General features: G+C 43.3%; 24 protein-coding genes and 1 pseudogene. 13 read left to right on the top strand and 12 right to left on the bottom strand.

The features are described from left to right. Positions 1 to 202: 202 nt before the first annotated feature. The 4 genes from Q369_RS0121500 to Q369_RS0121520 all read left to right on the top strand — a co-directional run bounded on the left by Q369_RS0121500 (position 203) and on the right by Q369_RS0121520 (position 4,609). Complete coding sequence (locus Q369_RS0121500; protein WP_031529812.1) at positions 203 to 922, top strand: DNA alkylation repair protein; 720 nt, start codon at positions 203 to 205, stop codon at positions 920 to 922. A 654-nt stretch (positions 923 to 1,576) separates the two neighbouring features. Further along, complete coding sequence (locus tag Q369_RS0121505; protein ID WP_031529813.1) at positions 1,577 to 2,461, top strand: alpha/beta fold hydrolase; 885 nt, start codon at positions 1,577 to 1,579, stop codon at positions 2,459 to 2,461. 201 nt (positions 2,462 to 2,662) lie between these two features. Continuing rightward, positions 2,663 to 3,622: a dihydrofolate reductase family protein gene (locus Q369_RS29580; RefSeq protein WP_229206911.1), complete on the top strand. Its 960-nt coding sequence runs from the start codon at positions 2,663 to 2,665 to the stop codon at positions 3,620 to 3,622. Positions 3,623 to 3,820: 198 nt separating this feature from the next. Next, complete coding sequence (locus tag Q369_RS0121520) at positions 3,821 to 4,609, top strand: alpha/beta fold hydrolase (protein WP_031529815.1); 789 nt, start codon at positions 3,821 to 3,823, stop codon at positions 4,607 to 4,609. 115 nt (positions 4,610 to 4,724) lie between these two features. Here Q369_RS0121520 and Q369_RS0121525 read toward each other — a convergent pair whose 3' ends face one another. Further along, a complete protein-coding gene (locus Q369_RS0121525; protein WP_035333755.1) occupies positions 4,725 to 5,261 on the bottom strand; it encodes a DUF6022 family protein in 537 nt (178 codons plus the stop codon). Positions 5,262 to 5,381: 120 nt separating this feature from the next. Between Q369_RS0121525 and Q369_RS0121530 the strand changes: the two genes are divergently transcribed. From Q369_RS0121530 to Q369_RS0121560, 8 genes are all read left to right on the top strand, one after another. Further along, a complete protein-coding gene (locus Q369_RS0121530; RefSeq protein ID WP_031529817.1) occupies positions 5,382 to 5,753 on the top strand; it encodes a winged helix-turn-helix transcriptional regulator in 372 nt (123 codons plus the stop codon). A 294-nt stretch (positions 5,754 to 6,047) separates the two neighbouring features. Then, on the top strand, positions 6,048 to 6,644 hold the full coding sequence (locus Q369_RS0121535; protein WP_169739279.1) for a Crp/Fnr family transcriptional regulator: 597 nt from the start codon (positions 6,048 to 6,050) through the stop codon (positions 6,642 to 6,644). A gap of 30 nt (positions 6,645 to 6,674) precedes the next feature. Beyond that, positions 6,675 to 7,280 (top strand): autotransporter outer membrane beta-barrel domain-containing protein, encoded by a 606-nt coding sequence (locus Q369_RS0121540; RefSeq protein WP_169739280.1) that lies wholly within the window; start codon positions 6,675 to 6,677, stop codon positions 7,278 to 7,280. Between the two features lie 245 nt (positions 7,281 to 7,525). After that, the gene (locus Q369_RS27965) at positions 7,526 to 7,936 is read left to right on the top strand and encodes a Rossmann-fold NAD(P)-binding domain-containing protein (RefSeq protein ID WP_157488271.1); all 411 of its coding nucleotides are present in this window, start codon (positions 7,526 to 7,528) and stop codon (positions 7,934 to 7,936) included. 71 nt (positions 7,937 to 8,007) lie between these two features. Further along, complete coding sequence (locus Q369_RS29950) at positions 8,008 to 8,319, top strand: Crp/Fnr family transcriptional regulator (protein ID WP_051664200.1); 312 nt, start codon at positions 8,008 to 8,010, stop codon at positions 8,317 to 8,319. Further along, positions 8,295 to 8,579, top strand: a complete 285-nt coding sequence (locus Q369_RS29325; protein ID WP_051664201.1) for a Crp/Fnr family transcriptional regulator — start codon at positions 8,295 to 8,297, stop codon at positions 8,577 to 8,579. Before Q369_RS29950 ends, Q369_RS29325 begins: the two co-directional genes overlap by 25 nt. A 550-nt stretch (positions 8,580 to 9,129) precedes the next feature. Then, entirely contained in the window at positions 9,130 to 9,618 is a 489-nt protein-coding gene (locus tag Q369_RS0121555) for a HEPN domain-containing protein (RefSeq protein ID WP_035333752.1), read from the top strand. After that, positions 9,597 to 9,962, top strand: a complete 366-nt coding sequence (locus Q369_RS0121560; protein WP_031529821.1) for a hypothetical protein — start codon at positions 9,597 to 9,599, stop codon at positions 9,960 to 9,962. Before Q369_RS0121555 ends, Q369_RS0121560 begins: the two co-directional genes overlap by 22 nt. A gap of 189 nt (positions 9,963 to 10,151) precedes the next feature. On the opposite strand, the gene Q369_RS0121565 is transcribed toward Q369_RS0121560, so the two are convergent. Then, positions 10,152 to 10,445 carry a hypothetical protein gene (locus Q369_RS0121565; protein WP_031529822.1) on the bottom strand — a complete coding sequence of 98 codons (294 nt, stop codon included), beginning with the start codon at positions 10,443 to 10,445 and terminating at the stop codon, positions 10,152 to 10,154. Positions 10,446 to 10,611: 166 nt separating this feature from the next. On the opposite strand from Q369_RS0121565, the gene Q369_RS0121570 reads away from it, so the two are divergent. Continuing rightward, a complete protein-coding gene (locus tag Q369_RS0121570; RefSeq protein WP_031529823.1) occupies positions 10,612 to 11,547 on the top strand; it encodes a hypothetical protein in 936 nt (311 codons plus the stop codon). A 338-nt stretch (positions 11,548 to 11,885) separates the two neighbouring features. On the opposite strand, the gene Q369_RS29955 is transcribed toward Q369_RS0121570, so the two are convergent. The 10 genes and pseudogenes from Q369_RS29955 to Q369_RS28880 all read right to left on the bottom strand — a co-directional run. Then, positions 11,886 to 12,290: a putative glycolipid-binding domain-containing protein gene (locus Q369_RS29955; protein WP_031529824.1), complete on the bottom strand. Its 405-nt coding sequence runs from the start codon at positions 12,288 to 12,290 to the stop codon at positions 11,886 to 11,888. Between the two features lie 96 nt (positions 12,291 to 12,386). Then, entirely contained in the window at positions 12,387 to 12,806 is a 420-nt protein-coding gene (locus Q369_RS28505; protein WP_051664202.1) for an ester cyclase, read from the bottom strand. 178 nt (positions 12,807 to 12,984) lie between these two features. Further along, positions 12,985 to 13,182 (bottom strand): hypothetical protein, encoded by a 198-nt coding sequence (locus Q369_RS0121585; protein ID WP_031529826.1) that lies wholly within the window; start codon positions 13,180 to 13,182, stop codon positions 12,985 to 12,987. 52 nt (positions 13,183 to 13,234) lie between these two features. Further along, positions 13,235 to 14,086 carry an HAEPLYID family protein gene (locus Q369_RS0121590; protein ID WP_031529827.1) on the bottom strand — a complete coding sequence of 284 codons (852 nt, stop codon included), beginning with the start codon at positions 14,084 to 14,086 and terminating at the stop codon, positions 13,235 to 13,237. Positions 14,087 to 14,140: 54 nt separating this feature from the next. After that, positions 14,141 to 14,518 carry a hypothetical protein gene (locus Q369_RS28510; protein ID WP_051664203.1) on the bottom strand — a complete coding sequence of 126 codons (378 nt, stop codon included), beginning with the start codon at positions 14,516 to 14,518 and terminating at the stop codon, positions 14,141 to 14,143. Positions 14,519 to 14,764: 246 nt separating this feature from the next. Further along, positions 14,765 to 15,001 (bottom strand): annotated as a pseudogene (locus tag Q369_RS28515) (helix-turn-helix domain-containing protein); the annotation flags it as partial. Between the two features lie 164 nt (positions 15,002 to 15,165). Further along, positions 15,166 to 15,492: an SDR family NAD(P)-dependent oxidoreductase gene (locus Q369_RS29960; protein ID WP_031529829.1), complete on the bottom strand. Its 327-nt coding sequence runs from the start codon at positions 15,490 to 15,492 to the stop codon at positions 15,166 to 15,168. Between the two features lie 26 nt (positions 15,493 to 15,518). Beyond that, positions 15,519 to 16,463 (bottom strand): NAD-dependent epimerase/dehydratase family protein, encoded by a 945-nt coding sequence (locus tag Q369_RS0121610; RefSeq protein WP_031529830.1) that lies wholly within the window; start codon positions 16,461 to 16,463, stop codon positions 15,519 to 15,521. 53 nt (positions 16,464 to 16,516) lie between these two features. Then, a complete protein-coding gene (locus Q369_RS0121615) occupies positions 16,517 to 17,176 on the bottom strand; it encodes a hypothetical protein (RefSeq protein WP_031529639.1) in 660 nt (219 codons plus the stop codon). Positions 17,177 to 17,245: 69 nt separating this feature from the next. Further along, a partial coding sequence (locus Q369_RS28880; RefSeq protein WP_157488273.1) for a Crp/Fnr family transcriptional regulator occupies positions 17,246 to 17,671 on the bottom strand: 426 nt, incomplete at its 5' end.

Here is a 17,671-nt window from a genome sequence, read left to right on the forward strand (position 1 = left end):
TGCGCCGAAGATAAATCAATAAAATTGTCACACAGGGATACTTGCTGCTTCAAGTCAAAAACCCTCCGTGAGTGTTGCACAACTCAGAATGCAAAAGTCGAATGGCACTTGCAAGGGCCATTGGAACAATTCTTTCTCCACAGCCTATAAACACAGATCCAATAGTATTCTCAACAGCTCAAATTAGCAACTATCATATTCTATGACTCAGAACACTCAGATACTGACCGCATCAGATTTCATAGAAACACTCGCGCTATATAAGAACAAGAATGAAATGGGTAAGGTCCGCCGATTTTTCAAAGGAGATGATCCGCTTACTATTGCATTTGGCGTAAAATTTGGAGATGTCTTCAAAATAGCGGAGAAGTTTAAAGACATGCCTATCTCAGAAATTGAATGTTTACTCGACAGTGAATTTTACGAGGTTAGAATGGGCGCTGTCAGTATCATGGATTTCCAAGCAAGAGACAAGAAAGTAAGTGAGCAACATAAAAAAGTGCTCTTCGAACTGTATTTAGACAGGCATGATAGACTTAACAACTGGGATTTTGTTGACAGGGCAGCTCCCTCTGTTATTGGAGGGTACCTGTTGAACAAGCCAAAAGATATTTTATATCAATTAGCTGCCTCCCAGAACCCTTGGGAACGACGCACTGCCATTGTAAGTACTTACGCCTTTATCAAAACAGGACAGCTAGACGATACATTCAAGATTGCCGAAATACTGCTCAATGATCACCATGAACTGGTAAATAAGGCGGTAGGCAGCTGGCTCAGAACAGCTGGATCAAAGGATAAAGAAAAACTGTTGCTATTTCTTAAAAAGCATGCTGCAACAATGCCACGCGTAACATTGAGATACACAATCGAAAAATTAAGTCAAGAAGATAGAAAGCATTTTTTAGGTCTCAAAGAATAACCTTGTGACATGTGCCTTTATCGACGCACAAACCAAAGACCTTGTTGAATAAACTCTCGAAAACAGCAGCAGGGTACAACTGGCGCGTGCGACTGATTGTCGAATGTCAGCGGCGACCCAATCACGCTATGATTTCGTTGTCGTAGTAGGAAACAACAACTAGCTGATTATAAAAACGATTACAACGCCTGTGATTGCTGTAATACTTTTCGGCTGTGGCATAGATTACATTGACCCTAATCAGCAAATTGTGGGCAAGTGGGAAGCCTTTTCCTTAGGTAGTGGAGAGTACCAACCACCCATCAAAGAACCGCTTGCATCCTGGCACTTTCTCGCAGACAATGTACTGGTGGAATATGCATATGCTACACAAATAACAATAACCCGAAAAATAAGGCATTAATGACCTATTCCGTGTGGTTTTTTCATTAAATGTGTTGATGCGCTGATAATCTCTTCTTTAAACGCCGGCGCCTTCCCCGCATTAGATCACCTCGTGGGCCATCGCAGAGTGCAAGTCATGTTTATTACAAGACGCATTTAGCCCTTTCATTTGACGTATTTCCACCCGAATTATCTTCGGTTATTAGAAGATCTTTGCAATGTCACTGATTGAGAAGAGTGACAAGCAACTCACCTTAAAATTCCGATATTATGAAAACGCACATAATGAAGCTTCTTTTGTCCCTGATGATTCTGGCTTGTAACACCCCAAAAAAACAAGACGAAAAGCCTGATGACAAACCCGCAAACGAAGTAAAAACCGGATATGCGAATGTTAATGGACTAAAAATGTATTATGAAATCCTTGGGAAAGGCGAGCCACTGATTCTTTTGCACGGCGCATACATGAATGCAGGCGGACCGATCCGGCAGATCGCTGAAAAGCTATCTTCCGACAGAATGGTGATCGTGGCAGAATTGCAGGGCCACGGCCGTACCAATGACGCTGATCGGGCGATTACTTACCAGGGCATGGCCGACGACGTAGCCGCGTTGGCCAAAGAACTGAAAGTCGACAGTGCCGATCTGGCGGGTTACAGCATGGGCGCTGGCGTGGTAATTCAGGTCGCTATCCGTCACCCGCAGCTGGTCAAAAAGGCAGTGGTGATCTCCGGGTCCTATGCCGAAAAGGGAATGCAGCCCGCTTTGAAACCGCTCATCCCGCAAATGACGGCAGCTAGCCTCGAAGGTACTCCTATGAAAACAGAATACGACAGCCTCGCACCAGACCCGAAACGTTTTCCAGAACTGGTCGAAAAGCTGAAAGCCCTCGATATGAAACGGTTTGACTGGGAAAAAGACTATGTCAAAATCAAAAAACCAATGCTGCTGATATTTGGCGACTCAGATGTAGTGACGCTGAGCCATATCAGGGAGATGTTCGAAAAGCGGGACGGCAATGTAATGGGCGATCTGCAACCTATGCCTAATATACAGCTGGCCATTCTTCCACACACCTCTCACATGGGAGTCATGGAACGGATCGGATGGTTTACACCGATGGTGCAGGAGTTTTTCGGTATCAAAAATAAGTAAGTCATGGCTGGTGGTCGGCGAGACTTTTACTCAATCGCCTGGATAATTCTCAGCGCGCACAAAACATCCTGATAGAATCTGGGAATCATTGTTCAGAATGGAAATGCTTATATGGAAGGATCAGGGCCGCAAAGGGATGAAACCGAGACCATTGGACAAACCCAACACCGGAAAAAGCGAAAAAAGTTAAAGCTTTTCTAAGTGAGGAAGGCACTATGGCTGTTGGACTGGGCACTTTTAAATCGGCCGGGCAACATTGATAGGCAATTCGACGTTAACCGAGACTATTCAAGCAACCTTCAATTGTTTGGACAATTTCAACATTATTTCCGCGCACACCAACCTGCGGCTTTGATCCTCTGGGGGAAATATGATGCGTTTTTTAGTTTGGAAGAAGCATATTGCTATCAACGGGACTTGCCCAACTCCAATCTACACGTCCTTGACGGCGGGCATATGGTATTGCTTACCAACTTTGAAGAGACATCAGCACTAATCCACGAGTTTTGTTCGGCAGTATCAGGCACGCATTATACAACCGCTGATCCAGCAAGTCCGGCATTAACTTTGATCATTCATTATTTAAACATAAAAATTGTCGTTATGGGCTCACTTCATGCATTTACATTCATCACTTTGAACGGCTACTACAAAGGTTTGGAAGAAGACATTAGTTGGCATCGTCACGGGGATGAAGAAAGCTCTTTTGCCTCTGAAAGTATGGAAGGGAGAAAATCAATACTGGTCTTTGGACGTAAAACCTACGAACAAATGGCTAGCTGGTGGCCATCAACCATGGCGTTGGAAAACATGCCAGAAGTAGCAGCAGGTATGAACGAATCCTCAAAACTGGTTTTTTCAAAAACCTTGGAAAAGGCAGAATGGCAAAATACAAGATTGGTTCAAACAGACATGATCGATGAAATTAAAAATCTTAAAAATGACCCTAATGTAGTGATGACAATCCTAGGTAGTGGAAGTGTTGTAATGCAATTAGCGGAAGCAGGATTAATCGACACATTGCAAATCATGATTGATCCAGTGGCACTAGGCCAGGGAACACCGCTATTTTCAGGACTTACCAAGAAGCTGGATTTTCAACTAACCAATAGTAAAGTATTTAAAAGTGGTGTTGTTCTGCTAGATTATCTGCCAATTTAGGTCATAATGTCATCTATAAGCTGTCGCCAAGCCGGTTCTATCAGCTTTTTTGCACGGTTTTATTGCTAAATTCAGATAAATCTGTTTTCACGTACACTCAGTTCTAAATTCTTGTTAAAAAACTTGAAGATAAATAACTGAGATAGTGTGAATTCTAACGCTATTATTCTTTTTGCGGATAACAAATTTCATCAGCGTATGCAAACGATCGAAAATGATAATACCCGACTGGCCACACATACTTCCGGCATCGGCGACATTACCCTCCTCTTCGTACACGGCGGTTTTATAGATAAGACCTATTGGAAAGATCAGGTGGCGTTTTTCAGTGAGCGCTTTAAAGTTGTTACACTAGACCTGGCGCGCCATGGAGAATCAGAATCTGAGCGTAGCGACTGGACAGTCGAATCTTTTGGCCGAGATGTTATTGAGGTTATCAAACAGCTCGAATTGACCAATGTAATCCTGATCGGGCATTCCCTGGGTGCGGCGGCGATCCTGGAAGCTGGCATCGCATTTCCGGGCCCTGTAATCGGATTTATTGCTGTCGATAATTTCAAAGATCTTGATGAAAAATTCCCGGACGAAATGCGGGGCCAAATACTGGCTGGTCTGAAAGATAATTTTGCAGACAATGCTGCCGAATATGTGCGGATGGGGCTCGTAACACCTAAAACTGACGCAAAATTGGTCGAGCGCATTGTAAACGCCTATCGGAACGCAGAGCCAGAAATGGGTTATGCATTAATTGAAAGCATTTTTAATTATGCTAAGCGCGAAGTAATGCTTCTGCGCCAGCTCCCGTGGACATTGCATTTGCTTAACTCCGACTATTATCCTAACAATCCGGATTCACTTTCTAATAATGGCGTGCAAGCATACGAGCTCGAAGTTATACAGGCTACCAGTCATTATCCTATGCTTGAAGATCCTTCCACTTTTAACCAAAAGCTAAACAAGATTATCGACAAGATACTTGCAGTATAAATTGGCACCAATCCTACAATGTCTGATGGATAATATAAAAAATATAATAATATTCAAACCTTAGCGAACCAGCACCGGTTTGGAGGCTGGCGCAATAACCAAGGTCTAAGTTCCATTAATTGTCTCCATTTGGCATTTCTTCTGATAATTTTGCTAAGTAATCAGCATACTCAGCTACCATATCCTTCGCTTTACTAAAATCAGGGGAGATCCGGGAAAGCTCAGCAATGATATCTTCCTTTTTGGTTAAATGCATGAAACGAATAGCTGGCGGCTTGGGCAAGCGGAATTGGGTATGGTCGTGAAAGACTTCCACCACAATTGTTCCACAATCACTCTTGTCAGGAAACTTGATTACACTCCACATCCAGCGCTCTTGATCAGTTTCATCAACGTTGCCCCATTCCCTGGAAATGTTTAAGTTACCTGGAAGCTTCGGCATGACTTTGAAACCACTGTCCTTGAGTTGCCTGTAGACAGGTTTAAATAGCAAATCGAGATAGAGGCCGTACGCTCCATCACCCATTTGTTCATAAGCTCGCAGTAGCCTGTCGGAATGTTTTTCCAGCACAGTCTTCCAATTGTTGTTAATGTGAAGCCGAATCTGTTCGGCAATTTCCCTAATGTTGCTTTTCACTGTAATTGATTGCATAAACAATAATTTTGTTTGGTGCAAATCTGCATAAAAACTTTTCTGATTCTCCTTTATATACTTTTTAGTATATAACCTGTTTTTAATTAAGTAATTGAATTTCAAAACAATATAGATGCTATGGATAGCTTTATTTTCGATCATAAGGTCTATTATAACCCGGTCGAGTTTGCATTTGCCCACATCGGAGGTACATGGAAAATGTCTATTCTTATTTGCCTCAGAGATTCAGGCAAGCGATACGGTGAGATAAAAATTTTAGTCCCGCACATTACCGATAAAATGCTTTATACCCAGTTACGTGAGCTGGAAGGTATGGGATTGCTTACCCGCACAGTGTATCAAGAAAAACCGCCCAAGGTAGAATACGCCCTGACAAAGAAGGGCGAACGAGCATTACCTGTAATTGACCGACTGGTCGAGTACGGGGAAGAGTTGATGAGTGAGGTGGATCTTCGAATATTGGCTCATTCTGAACGGTCCGATAAGTAAGAAGTAAATTATGTTTTCATGCATGAATGACATAGATAAAATTTGTATCTGCCGGTAAAAACGATTTGGCCGGATTTGACAATATACCAGATGTCTTAAACCAAGTGAGTAGAAATGTTTGAAGAGTGTTTTAACGTTTTCGCACTTTGCCGGGATGGTGAGAGCGGCATACGGCTTGTTATTTGAAACCAGCATCGTAACTCTGATGCGCATTTGCCGGTTTTAGTTCCTTTATTTGTACCTGTATCAATTGATCATTGCTTAAATAAAACCGCTACTACTTCATAAATGCCAATGCAGGAGCGCACAGAGTATGGTAAACTTAAATCGGCATTTGAAAGCCTGGTTGAACTCTCCCAGCCGGAATGGGACTTTTTAAAGGAAGCCTTCACGGTTCGAGTTGTAGAGAGCAAAACGATTATTGCCAGCGAAGGGGACGTTGCAAAGGAGATATATTTTATTTGTTCCGGTTTAGCGCGGCTCTTTTACCAAACTAAGGATAGCGATCAGATCACTGCTTTTATATTCAGCGAAAATATGTTCGCCAGTTGCCTGGAAAGTTTCATTAAGCAGCAGCCCAGTACCCAGAACCTCGAAACAATTGAACCCTGCACATTGCTGGTGCTCAGCAAAGAAAAACTTGACCTGCTTTATGAACAGGTGCCTAAATGCCATGTGATCATGCGGAAAGTGATGGAAGCCCGATTTATTTACTCACAGCAGCTATTATCCTCTTACATTTTAGCTGGTCCTCAAGAGCGCTATGAGCTTTTCGTGCGGCAATATCCGCATTTGGTCCAGCGCGTACCTCAATATATACTGGCATCTTTCTTGGGTGTGACGCCTGTATCACTCAGCCGGATTCGAAAGCGGATTGCCCGTCTGTCATAATTTCTTATCTTTTGTTAACAGATGACTTCTGTGGCGGCAGATATCTTTGCAGATAACCAATATGCAATTGATATGAATGTTTCCGCCAGAGTTATCTTGATTTTCATCTTTGCGTTTCCTTTCCAAAGTATTGCTCAACGGCAACCTTTGCAAAACCGGTTTGAACTAGAAGCAGATCCAATTGCTTTCATATTGAACGGGTACTCTCTGCATGCAGGCTATACGATGTCACACATGAGATTTGATATTGGTATTTATGGTATCAAACAGCCCAAATTTGCACTGGAAAACAAGCACTTTTCTGTTTTTAGCTCCGGAGTAGGATTAAAAGCTGATTATCTACTGCGTAAGAACAAAGGACTCTTCTTTGGCCTGCAATCCGATTATGCGACAGATAAAATTAGCCTAAGAACCAGCGATGATTCCCAGTCTGTAAGTGGGTTGACGCTGGGCTTGAGGGCCGGGTACCGTTTTATGCTTGGTAGCAAAGAAAATCAATATAGAGGTTTTTATCTGGTTCCCTGGGTGGCTTTCATACATTCATTTAATCCTTCAAATGTCACTAGAAACGCTCAGCAGTACATACAATCACAATGGTCTGTTTTTCCTACCATTCACCTTGGATACAGGTTTTAAGTTAAGTTTAAGTATAAGCATAACGCGCGGTTAGTTTTTCTGGATAATGTCTACATGTATGCAGACAGCGAAATTCCCAACATGAAGGAAACATCCAGCATAAGCCCTTCGAGCAGCAAAGGAAAGGTCAGGGCCAACATACAGGACATGGTCATTCAAGCCATAAGTGACCTGGGCTGGAAGTATTAATTGCCAGAAGCGCAGATTTTTATGGACCTATGGTGGAAAGCAGCCCGCTTAAAATCATGGTATTAGATAAATTCAGGAATGGTAAAAAAGCATTATGGCAATTCGACGATTCTAAGTTCCATTCTTTCACTTATGTACCTGACGCAGCACAAGGAATTGCCCTCTTAGGCAATACTCCTGATGCTTACGGCCAGGTTTGGCATTTACCCACTAGCTCTGAGAGGCTTACGGGAAAAGACTTTATTGAAAAAATTGCTCAGGAAATGAATGTTAAGTCTCGCTATTTTATCTTCACAAGAATAATGATGCACCTGATTGGCATCTTCGTTCCAATCGTAAAGGAACTAAGAGAAATGGCCTACCAATACGATCGTGATTACATATTTAACAGCAGTAAATTTGAAAAGCGGTTTTCCTATCCCCCAACGTCTTATTGTGAGGGGATCAAGAATAAGGTGAATAGCTAACGATAGCAAGTCTGGCAGTTGGTAATTGTAACTAATCATTGACAGTGAAAGTCCCAATTTTGGAAGTTAACATGGAAGATCTCTTAGAACAATTGAGCCAAGTAATCACGCTGACTAATATTGAAATTGAACTGGTTAAAAGCTTTTTTAAGCCAATTTTACTTCCAAAAGGCAGCTTCTGGGTACATCAGGGAAAAGTGTGCGACCAGGTGGGCTTTTTGCAAACGGGAAAACTGAGAGTCCACTATCTGGAAGAGTCAGGCCAGGAAATAACATGCTATTTTTTTACACCCGGCGTTTTTATTTCCTCATACACAAGTTTTCTCACCTGCACGCCGGCAGTTGAAAGTATACTGCGATGGAGCAGGCCAATTTATGGGTAATTAACAAAGGTGATTTAGAGCAGCTTTCTGCCCAGATACCATCCATACATATTTGGCGAAGGGTCGTAGCCGAGAACCTGTTCATCGAAATGGAAAAGCGGGTATCTAAACTGCAATCCAAAACGGCAAGTGAGCGCTACGATTTGTTAATTAAAGAGACGCCAGACATAGCCCTTACAGTGCCATTGCAATACACAGCCTCTTTTTTAGGCATTACGCCCCAGCATCTAAGCCGTCTTCGCAAAGAAGCCAGCCGGTGATTTCTTCGCATTTGTTCAGTAGTTCAAAAGATGGATCCACCAATTTTGAACATCAAACAAAACGAAGTCAAATCATGAGATTAACGGCCTTATTGCTTATCTTTCTAAAAGGCAAAATAATCCGCACATCACCCTTTGATTGACAGATCGTTAACAGCTGTGGCATAATGCATACACGGGTTTTATCCGTTTTTACCCGTCAGGCCCCGCCGGTTGTGAAGCCCCGGTCGTTGTCTTGCCCAAACGGACATACCTTCCGAGGTCTCATGGCTTACAAGAAACTCTCTTCGCTTTAACAGCAGACATTTGAAAAGCAGAAGTCAACCGGCCAGCTAAAGGACAAGCCGTGCCAGGTATGTGGCAAACCACGATCAGCCTGGTGATTTGCCGGAAGGGCAGAAGATTAAGTGGTACTGCCTCGAACATAGGGAAATTGGACAGGCAGATCTTTCAGCATCAGCAGATTAAGATTTCTAACATTCATGTTAGATCTTCAAAGCCTTATATAGAAGATCTTTAGTATCATCAGTAATACATAAGATCTTATGGTATGAATTTAGTACATAATATTTATGTTATATTAGCAGTTGTAACACAAGTATCTCTTTTGGCAACTGGAGTAGAATTACAAGCAATGGCTAAACACCGGCTACAAGAGTCGGAGTTACTATACAAGGAAGGATTTTGGTCTGGCGCGAATTATCTCGCCGGATACGCAATTGAGTTCGGCCTGAAAGCTGTGGTTTGCAAGAAGCTGGGAGTGGATGTTTTTGAAAGTAACACTGTGAAGGGTAATGCATCTGGCAAGCTGATACAGGCATTTCAGATACACGACATACCAGCTTTGGTCTTGCTTTCCGGCCTGCATCCCGAGATGGAAGCTAAAAAATTGGCCGAAGTCGATTTTGAAAAGGCTTGGAGCACGGTGTCCAACTGGACGGAACAAAGGAGATATGAGTTTAGCTGTCGGCAAGCAACTGCAGCAACATTTATAAAAAGGGTTAAAGAATTATTGTCATGGATAGAAACGCATTGGTAGACGTATTAATTGATCTTTTCACAAACAGTGAAAAGGTTAATGGAATGGAGATCGATGCTATCGGTCTCGCACCTGCCTACAATGGTATGCTGAAAGATACCTATATTCTAGGTATTAGCGCACCTGATATGCCAGGGAGTGATTGCTACGAAAAGGCCGATATAATCATTGATATCCTTTTTGCTCATCTGTCGCCTGATATACGGAAAATGATTGACCGGGTGCGAGTTTACGATAGCAAAGAAGAGCTGGCTAGCCACGCAGATAACGACTTTAACAGCGATTATTGCGATGTGTGTGAGCGCCCCGTGAATATGAACGCTCGGGTTTACAATATGGCTTAATCAGCACCTATTAATAATAAAACCAAAGGCGTGATCACTCACGCCTTCTTTCATTTCAGCACGTTTTCCTGACATTCGGCGATGCATAGATATTTTGCAGCTCGTGTACCACACGAATGATGCCTTCTCCGGTCGGTGGGATTAACAGTTCCATATCCTCTTTGAGGATGAAGACTTTGAAGACATAGTTTAAAAGCGCTTCCTGTAATTGACCTGGGGATCGTCGCTGATCACGATAGGCTTAGCAGATCTCAGCTCGACAATACCATCAGACCATGTCGTTCCGGTGGAATCCGGCCTGAAGCCAAGGCGCTGTAGTGTTGTTTGGTCAATCCAGTGCGGAATGAACAAATTCTCGCCTGGCTCATCCAGTCTGATGCTCACCTTTTCGTTTGTGCTGTTAACGCGGATAACATAATTGGTGTTGTTCTTGTACACTATGGTCCCGACGTCGCCAAATGGCACGCTATCGACTTTAAACACGCGTATCAGGTTTCCTTCCTGGAATACATCAAAGACGTTCTGTGGATTCAGATCTAGCTCGAATTTCTCAAATCCCGTTTTCCTGCGTTTTGCAAGCCACAGTGAAGTGGTTACCAGATGATTTTTCGTGATATCACTATATTTGTTCTAAACCAGCGCAATTGTAATGGGGTTCGCAGACGATATTATGCAAGAATTCATGGCCGCCTATCCTGAGGCTGCAAAGGGAAGCTGGTCACAGCAGGAGCTTAACCAAAAGTTGAACTCGTTTATGCTAATCCGCAATCAGAAGCCACTTGCGGCTTTCGACGGGCTATCCGCTCAGCAAATGCATGCGCTGCTCAATAACCCTTTCGGACAAGTCTCGATTATACGTCGGCAACAGGTTCTTGCTGACGAGGTGATCGACTTAGTCCCGTTCTTTCGCCTGATCGAAATCCTGTATGGCATTCTCTCAAAGGGGCCGATCAAACTGACCACCAAAGGGAATTTGCCGCTTTCGGTATGCGGTGAACTTTATGAAAAGAAGCTGTTGATCGACGATGACATTGAGAAAGGCTACACTAAAAAGATATCCGAGGATAATGTGGCTTTCATCCAGGCTTTGAAAGCGTGCCTTCTGATCGGGCCAGATGTGAAAAAGCGGGGCAATGCTTTGTCGCTCACCCAGGCCGGTCAAAAGTCATTATCCAAAGGGCGGCAGGTAAGGTTCTGGGAGCTCTTTGACCTGTATACCACGCGGTTCAACTGGGGTTACCTGGATCTTGCCGATTCGCAGGCCGGACACTTCGGCTGGGCATATTCGCTTTATTTGCTTCACCGGTATGGTGCGCAAGACCGTCAGGCCAACTTTTACGCCTCCAAGGTCATGCAGGCCTTTCCCCATTTACACCACCCAATCCCGTCGGGGCACCCAGAATTTCCACTCACGCCAGAAGCTGTTTACCAATGGCGGTTTATCGAGAAATTCGCAGTCTGGTTTGGCCTGATAGAGCTTGGACAAGCCTCTATTGACGCTATTTACGAAGGAAGATTTCTGCTACGCAAATCACCGATCTTCGGCCAGCTATTTCAATTCGACGCTCCGGAAAGTCGGGGCTGATTCTTTGTCTGCAGTTTCTGCAATTATGCGTTTTACCTGCAGGTTTGGTAAACTAGGCCTGATCCGAAAGGCATAAGAAGGCACCATCCCGGGTTTTTATAAGAAGGCAAATAGCTTTGAGGAGTTCAAAGAGAATCTTAGCTCTATCCTCGGCTACTGGAGAATGTGTTTACATCCTAATCACCTTAAAACCTAAATAGGAAAGTAGGAAACACGCCTTCACTAAAACCTCATAAGCATAAAAAGGGAGACTAGGCGCTTGCAACTCACAACTATGTGCAGTATTGGAACGCTTAGGCAGGAGGGATGTAGAAGAGAGCATTTCCAATCTCAATACTCTATCTAACATAAGATAACTTATACAAATGAAAATATACAACACTGATTTCCTTTACTGACATTTCAGGTAAGTCCAGATTATTAATAGGCAAGGAATTGGTGAACGGTGTAAGGGAAATGTCAACATAGTCACATTCATCGAAACTACTATCCAGATGACCGTTCGCTATCCATTGGCCATCTTCCTGACGCTGGAAGATATAGTGGAAGGCATAGTCCTCAGAATGCCCGTTCAGCTCGCAGTATGTGGGCATCCAATTTGTTCCTAGCATGATCTGATACTGCACATTCAAGCCTGGCCCCAAAATTTCAGATTCTACCAGGATTCTATCACTAGTTTGGTTTATACGACAGCTTTCTTGCGAATTGTTGTCCAATCCTACCCACCTGATGATTGTCTCCATAGTTGAATTTCGCTTTTTCCTTCGGGACTGGTACTACAAAATATTTACCTTATACGACTGCTATTCGCGTAGTCATTACCTTTTAAAAAAGGATTGTTACATGCGAAGAGCCCCTAATTGCAAAACCAGGGAAAGATTGTCAACAATCCCATATTCCCGGGAAACCCGGTCATTGCAGAAATCAAGTATTGAAATGCCTGTGACCGTTACCCGCTTCCCTTCTGGGGCAACTCCAAACAATACATCATTTTTATGAGTGCCCGTGTATTTCCACTTCACAATGGCCTTATCTTGAATTGCATTAATTTCGTCCACTGATATAGTTATATCAGGAAACGAAAGATAGCTCTGGATTAGGATTTTGCGATATTGCTCAATTCCGTTGAGAGGCTTCTCAAAGTGGGTATACTCTACAATCAAATCTTTGCACGCCCATTTTTCAAGCAAGCCATCTTTACCTGAATCCCATACCTGCATGTAGTTTTCTGCAACTCTCTTTATATCGCTAATTTCCATCAGAAGTGGTTTTAGGATTTATGCTAATTTAAAAGAAAGGGACGTAACCCAGCACAAATGATCGTCTCGCCAAGAGTATATTGCTTTAAAGGGCTATAGCAATCAATTGGAGGTATCATCCCTTTCCTTGCAATGAGAAACATATCAGTTTTAAACAGATAATATTTCAAAAATACTGTTAACTGGAATAGCCAAGCTGAATTGCCTGGACAATATCTAACGGCTCTACGACATCATGGTAGATGCCACCTTTCATGTAAACACGTGTTGTGACAATTAACGCAGGATTTTTAACTTCTTCAAGTGCCAGAATATCATTGCCTTCTATTTCGATCAATTTGTTTTCCAGATCGAGCGTAAGTGTGATTATTGCCATAGAACAGGGATGTTAAGTTAAATATCTGATAGTAATGCGTCGACAGCGAGTATCAATTTCGGTGGCCTGGCTCATAAATAAGGCGCAGGAACGTGCTTAAACGCTCCTGGGTTTTATCGACAGGAATGCCTGCTACGATACCAACCAGTAAATTATCAGCTACCGACACCCGCATCTGTGGACGGATAGTCATATCAAACTCGCCAGCATAGGTCTGCTTGTTAAACTCGACCCCAATAAAATTCCGCGTCGATGGGATCATATAGTGGAAACTGGTATTGATCTGAAATTCGGATTCCAGCTGCCGAGTAGCAAAATCGTGGTGAAGAATAGGCCCGGTGTAAACTAGGCTATGTAAGTTGCCGCCCCACCGCTTGGCTGCGACAAAGAACGGGCTGTATACATTCCCTTTCAGCATTCGAGCCTGGCCATACTGGGCAAATGCAGGCAATTCGAGTTCATGCAAATAGCCTACTGCCATTGACGTCTTGTATTTTTCCGAAACAAAAAACGAATATTGAGCAGCTATTTTCAGGCCGTTAAGTTTGGAACCGTTTGTCTGCTCTAAACTACGGGCAGTAGGATAAAATGTAAAGGGCAGCTCTATTTCCAGCCCCAGCCGGTCTGCCGGCGCCCATTCATATTCAACCAAGGTGATGTATTCATCCCTTTCATTCTGGTCTTGAAGACCAAGTCCCACATTCCACTCCTTCTCTCCTTTTCTTGCGCCTAAATCCCGTATCAAATCAATGAACAAAGGCTCTGCATGAAGTACCTTGGCTGGTTTTTGGATTTCTTCCGTTTCGGCAATAAATAAGCTGTCCTTCTGGTTTATTTGGGCATATGCTTCTAAATGCCAGTTTGCAAGGAACATGGCAAGCACTGCTGCACCGTATATTTTCATCGGTTAATCAATGAAGTTAATGTTGTTACCTAAGTCTTTACGCTACAAGAAGTTTCAACATTTTGGCGGAGGGCCAAGGTTGCTTAAAGCTGGTATTTGCCAGGACCGGCTGGTCACATGATGACCGGCAACCAACTGGAAATAATGTATAAAGGGTGTGAAGAGAAAAGCCTGTGCTAATAATGGAAAAGACAGGATCAGTTTTACATTGATGTTGCTGCTATCAGGATCATCAAACTCGGCGAACGCGTCATCAAAACCAAGGATCTTCTCGACGACAAGTTCAACAAAGCTTTCTTGGTCATTGATAGAAAGGTCTTCGGCGACAAAATAAGGCTGCCCGTCTGGGCTGTCCACAGACAAATTCAGGATGTGTAGCGCAAGGAACCCCACCAGCAACTTTGTCCACCAACACTTCCTTAGATAATTCATGTAAAAAAGGGATGTGATCACAAATCCCAGCCCAAAGGTAAAAAGGAAATGGCAGTGTCTGTCAGGAAAGATCGTTTAATTCATGAAGGTGTCATTCACAGCTCCTTTTTTTGCATCCTTTCTTGGATGCGTAAAGAAAAACTATCACAGAGCCTGTGTCTACGAATGATTTCGCATTTAAAATCAAGCGGAAATACGTCAGTCCGGCTCTAGACGTGCCTAGCTAGGTTAAAACGAACAGATTTTTCAATTGTACTGCGCTCGAAATCCCAGTGACGTCTGCCCGGTTTTAGATTTGAAAAGCTTGCTCAACGATTGCGAATATTCGAAACCTAATTCATAAGCGATTTCAGTAATCGAGAGCTGCGTGGCAGACAATCCTTCCTTGGCATGTTCGATCAGCTTTTCGTGAATTAATTGCTGTGTGGTGCTTCCTGTAAGTTGCTTTAAACAATCGCTCAAATATTTGGACGACAAATGTAGTACTTCTGCTAGATGCTAGGCCATGGGTAAACCTTTATTCGGTTGATCTGATACCAGAAAAGTGTTTATGATTTTGTCAACTTTATCCAATAACTCGTTGCTGACAGCTTTACGTGTAATAAACTGCCTGTGATAATAGCGATGGCAATATGTTAGCAGAAGCACTATGTTGGCAATCCAAACTTCCTGGCTAAAATTGTCAATGGGAAGCGAAGACTCTTTTTGTAACTGGAAAAATATTGTATTCCATATTGAGCCCGTAATAGTTTACTGATTTCGGATAGTTTTCCCGCATTGCGGGCTACCAGTACAAGGTTCTGCTTCCTCGCAGCCAATTGTCTAACTACGGCTTCTCCGATTCCGCCGGACGCTCCTGTTAACAATGACATAAAATGCGTTTTGTGAAGGTGACGATCACAAGCTTTTTCATTTGGTCTGTGTTGCGCGAAAACTATCAACTGGGTGCAAAATTCACTTACAGCCGCTACCATCAGCCATTATGCACGCACGCATGCAATCAATTCGTCAGTTCACGTGAAGTAGCAGAAGCTATGACTGCTTCCCTTATCCCATCTTGATACGAGGTAGGCTCAAAGGAGAAAAACTTTTCAAATTTAGTGCTATCAAATACGTAATTGTATTCGTACTGATAGGCTACATCTTTCAATTCTCTGACAATAGGTGTAAAAATGCTAATTAAGCTCATCATGATCCGCGAGAATACGTAATAACGCGGCTCTACTCCTAATTCGAGCGCACAACACGCTATGAACTCTTTTCCTGTTAACCTTTCCTTACTTGTCGGTAAATGCCATACCTGTCCATAGGCTTTTTCTGAATTACCAAGCATAGCCATTGCCTTTGCTGCATCGAGCGTATATGTAAAGGCGTGAAGCTTGTTATCATCTATTTGCCAGGATGCTTTCTTACCCGTTCGAAGTGGAGTCAACGCCATAATTTCAAGCGGACTATTCTTTACAGAAGGACCGTAAAAGTCCGCACTTCTGGCGATAAGAGCTTTCAATCCATTCTGTTTTATGGCAGCGAAAATTTTCTCATGCAGACCCGCCCGTATCTTACCTTTATTGCTGGAAGGCAATATCATAGTAGTTTCATTCATTCTGGAAATTTGCGCAGAAGCATATGCATAAACGTTGTCCAAGAAAACCAGCCGGACCTGATGCAATAAGCAAGCGCTGATAACATTGTCAATAATTAAAGGCCAGCAGCGCTGCCAAACAGCCGTATTATATTCCAGGCCGACAACAAGGTAAACAATTTCAGAGCCGCAGATAGCTTTCTCGACTTGCGCTTTATCTGTAAGGTCAGCAGAGAACAATTCGTCGCCCGTATTAACTTTTATTGGATTTCGGGAAACCAGACGAATATGACTAGTATATTTTGTAAGCTCCTTCGCTAATGGCGCACCGATAGCGCCACCAGATCCAAGTATGGTTTGCATGTTTGTAAAAAATTGATGGAGGTTGATAATCGATGTGCCCTACATCGGTCTACTTACTTAATTATAAAGCTGTATCCGACTGCTATGTTGAATATGAAAGGCGTGTTGGCGATCCCGATGTTGGAAGCCTTGTGAGTTTCCTGCGTCTTGGTAAACTGATTGGTATAAACGATTTCATTATTGTCCAGCGATGACCATACATTTTGCCAGTAGCGCGCGCTGGTAGATGTGAAGATGCCTTTCAGGACGTTTTGTTGCTTTTCAAATGGCTTCCAGCGGAAATAAGCGCCCAGCCCTAGGGTGACCGTTCGGTAATCTGCAACTTTGCCTGACTGACGGGTGCTACCCTCATAGTAGACGTCAAAATCATGTAGTTTCGGCTCAAATCGTATGTCAAAAAATCTGTTGATACGATAACCGATGCCAAAGCCGGTGGAGTATGGCAAATGGATAGCAAGGTTTTGTCGTTTCACTTCACCGACCGTGGTACCATGTGCGGCGTCCAGGTCCAGCGAAAAGCCGTGAGAATAATTGAACACCATTTTCCGGGTGTAAAAATCGACTTCGACATTGCCGCCTTGAAGCATAGTTGGCTGCAATAATCCGGCGAGCACTGCAACTTCGTACCGCGGCTCGTCACCGGGAGTGGTAGATTGAGCATACGAACTGATAGCAAGAGTTGATAAAAACAGGATGGATAACAGATGTTTCATAAGATTCTGATTTGTTCAATACAAAGGTTGCCGGGGCTGATTTTGAAATACTGAACAAATGCGAAGAAATCATTGACTGGCTTCTTTTCTTAATCTGCTAAGGTGCTGCGGGGTAATCCCCAGGAAAGAGGCGGTGTATTGGAGCGGGACGGACAAAATTATATCCGGATTTTCTCCGATGAGCTGGTCATATCGTTCAGCTGCGGTCAGCGATTGAAGTTTGGAAATCCGCTTTTCCATTTCAATAAACAGATTCTCAGCAATTACCCTTCGCCAGATATGCAGCTTTGGTATTGCATCGCATAGTTTCTCTAGCTGCTGTCTGTCAATCACCCACAAGACTGTGGGCTCAATGGCCGAGATACTTTCGACCGTGGGTGTCCCTGTCAGAAAGCTTGTAAATGAGGAGATAAACCGTCCGGCCGTAAAGAAATAACAAGTATGCTCACTGCCAAGGCTATCAATGTAGTGCACGCGCAGCTTTCCCGACGCTAA

It is taken from the genome of Dyadobacter crusticola DSM 16708, from assembly GCF_000701505.1.
GTDB classification, from domain to species: domain Bacteria; phylum Bacteroidota; class Bacteroidia; order Cytophagales; family Spirosomataceae; genus Dyadobacter; species Dyadobacter crusticola.

Coding starts and splice junctions, on each gene's coding strand:
- Q369_RS0121530 (WP_031529817.1), top strand. CDS start 5,382: ATGGATAGCTTTATTTTCGATCATAAGGTCTATTATAACCCGGTCGAG.
- Q369_RS29960 (WP_031529829.1), bottom strand. CDS start 15,492: ATGGTAGCGGCTGTAAGTGAATTTTGCACCCAGTTGATAGTTTTCGCG.
- Q369_RS0121610 (WP_031529830.1), bottom strand. CDS start 16,463: ATGCAAACCATACTTGGATCTGGTGGCGCTATCGGTGCGCCATTAGCG.
- Q369_RS0121570 (WP_031529823.1), top strand. CDS start 10,612: ATGGGGTTCGCAGACGATATTATGCAAGAATTCATGGCCGCCTATCCT.
- Q369_RS28510 (WP_051664203.1), bottom strand. CDS start 14,518: ATGAATTATCTAAGGAAGTGTTGGTGGACAAAGTTGCTGGTGGGGTTC.
- Q369_RS0121590 (WP_031529827.1), bottom strand. CDS start 14,086: ATGAAAATATACGGTGCAGCAGTGCTTGCCATGTTCCTTGCAAACTGG.
- Q369_RS0121520 (WP_031529815.1), top strand. CDS start 3,821: ATGCAAACGATCGAAAATGATAATACCCGACTGGCCACACATACTTCC.
- Q369_RS29950 (WP_051664200.1), top strand. CDS start 8,008: ATGGAAGATCTCTTAGAACAATTGAGCCAAGTAATCACGCTGACTAAT.
- Q369_RS28505 (WP_051664202.1), bottom strand. CDS start 12,806: ATGGAAATTAGCGATATAAAGAGAGTTGCAGAAAACTACATGCAGGTA.
- Q369_RS0121525 (WP_035333755.1), bottom strand. CDS start 5,261: ATGCAATCAATTACAGTGAAAAGCAACATTAGGGAAATTGCCGAACAG.
- Q369_RS0121585 (WP_031529826.1), bottom strand. CDS start 13,182: ATGGCAATAATCACACTTACGCTCGATCTGGAAAACAAATTGATCGAA.
- Q369_RS29325 (WP_051664201.1), top strand. CDS start 8,295: ATGGAGCAGGCCAATTTATGGGTAATTAACAAAGGTGATTTAGAGCAG.
- Q369_RS0121505 (WP_031529813.1), top strand. CDS start 1,577: ATGAAAACGCACATAATGAAGCTTCTTTTGTCCCTGATGATTCTGGCT.
- Q369_RS0121535 (WP_169739279.1), top strand. CDS start 6,048: ATGCAGGAGCGCACAGAGTATGGTAAACTTAAATCGGCATTTGAAAGC.
- Q369_RS29955 (WP_031529824.1), bottom strand. CDS start 12,290: ATGGAGACAATCATCAGGTGGGTAGGATTGGACAACAATTCGCAAGAA.
- Q369_RS27965 (WP_157488271.1), top strand. CDS start 7,526: ATGGTATTAGATAAATTCAGGAATGGTAAAAAAGCATTATGGCAATTC.
- Q369_RS0121555 (WP_035333752.1), top strand. CDS start 9,130: ATGAATTTAGTACATAATATTTATGTTATATTAGCAGTTGTAACACAA.
- Q369_RS0121560 (WP_031529821.1), top strand. CDS start 9,597: ATGGATAGAAACGCATTGGTAGACGTATTAATTGATCTTTTCACAAAC.
- Q369_RS0121500 (WP_031529812.1), top strand. CDS start 203: ATGACTCAGAACACTCAGATACTGACCGCATCAGATTTCATAGAAACA.
- Q369_RS0121615 (WP_031529639.1), bottom strand. CDS start 17,176: ATGAAACATCTGTTATCCATCCTGTTTTTATCAACTCTTGCTATCAGT.